Below are 1,734 nucleotides of genomic sequence, written 5' to 3' on the forward strand. Positions count from 1 at the left end.
TTGAAGGCCAGGCCCGAGACGACGAAGACGAGGCCGAAGGCCAGCACCGGCTTGCTGATATCCCCGCGTCCGATGGCCTTGAAGACCTCGCCGATGTCGAGCGAGCCGGCGGCGCCGTACATCATCGACAAACCATAGAGCAGGAAGCCACTGGCCAGCGCGCCCAGCACGAAGTACTTCATCGCCGCTTCGGTCGCTTCGAGGTTGTCGCGACGCATGGCGGTGAGCGCGTAAAGCGACAGCGACATCAGCTCCAGGCCGAGGTAGAGGACGAGAAAGTTGTTGGCCGACAGCATCACCGAGATGCCCAGCAGCGAGAACAGGCTCAGCGTGAACAGCTCGCCCTTGAGCATCTCACGGTGTTCGGCATACGGGCGTGCATAGGCCAGCGCGACCATCACCGACATGGCGGCAAACGCGCCCAGCAAATGGCCCAGCGGGTCGGTGACGACCATGCGCTGCATGCCGTAGAGGGTGAAGCCGCCGTCGAAATAGAGCCAGTGCATCACCGCCACCACGGCCAGCGTGGCCTGGGTCAGCAGGTAGGTGGGCGTGCGGCGCGGGTGGGTGACCCACAGGTCGACCATGGCCACCACGCAGGCCATGCCCAGCAGCACGAGCTCGGGGTAGACGGCCAGCCAATTCATGTCGTTCATGTTCTTGGGCTCAGTTCAGCTTCTTAGTTCAGCTTGGAGACGGCCACGTGCTTGAGCAGCTCGGTCACGCTCACGTGCATGGTGTCGGTGAAAGGCTTGGGGTACAGGCCCATCACCAAGACCGCAATCGCCAGCAGGGCCAGCATCAGGTATTCGCGGGCGTTGATGTCTTGCAGCGCGCGCACGTCCTCGTTGGCCACGGCGCCGAAATACACGCGCTTGACCATCCAGAGTGTGTAGGCCGCGCCGAACACCAGCGTGGTGGATGCGAGTGCGCCGAGCCAGAAGTTCACCTTCACGGCGCCCAGGATCACCATCCATTCACCGACAAAGCCGGCAGTGCCCGGCAAGCCGCAGTTGGCCATGGCGAAGAAAACGGCAAACGCGGTGAACTTGGGCATGGTGTTGACCACACCGCCGTAGCTCGAGATCTCGCGCGAATGCACACGGTCGTACAAAACGCCGATGCACAGGAACATGGCCCCCGAGACGAAGCCGTGCGAGATCATCTGCACCAGGCCGCCCGAGATGCCCAACTCGTTGAACATGAAGAAGCCGAGTGTCACGAAGCCCATGTGCGCGATCGACGAGTAAGCCACCAGCTTCTTCATGTCTTGCTGCACCAGCGCAACCAGGCCGATGTAGACGACGGCGACGAGCGAGAGCGCGATGACGAGCCAGGCCCACTCGCGGCTCGCGTCCGGGGCGATGGGCATCGAGAAGCGCAGGAAGCCGTAGGCGCCGAGCTTCAGCATGATGGCCGCGAGGACCACCGAGCCGCCCGTCGGCGCCTCGACGTGCGCGTCCGGCAGCCACGTGTGCACCGGCCACATCGGCACCTTGACGGCGAAGGCGGCGAAGAAGGCGAAGAAGAGGAGCCCCTGCGCCGTCGCCGTGAGCGGCACCCGGTGCCAGGCGAGGATGTCGAACGAGCCGCCGGCCTTGTAGTAGAGGTAGACCAGGGCCACCAGCATGAGCAGCGAGCCGGCCAGCGTGTAGAGGAAGAACTTGAGCGCTGCGTAGACCCGCCGCGGGCCGCCCCAGATGCCGATGATGAGATACATCGGGATCAGCGTCG

Annotated in this window: 2 protein-coding genes; both read right to left on the reverse strand. The window is 64.2% G+C overall.

Annotated elements, in window-relative coordinates:
* Window positions 1-656 (reverse strand): proton-conducting transporter transmembrane domain-containing protein (locus RMO40_RS19910; RefSeq protein WP_309725085.1); only part of this gene is annotated, 656 nt, incomplete at its 3' end.
* 23 nt (window positions 657-679) lie between these two features.
* On the reverse strand, window positions 680-1,734 hold a 1,055-nt coding region (locus RMO40_RS19915; protein WP_309725088.1), incomplete at its 5' end, for an NADH-quinone oxidoreductase subunit M.

It is taken from the genome of Rhizobacter sp., from assembly GCF_031412075.1.
GTDB lineage: Bacteria > Pseudomonadota > Gammaproteobacteria > Burkholderiales > Burkholderiaceae_C > Rhizobacter.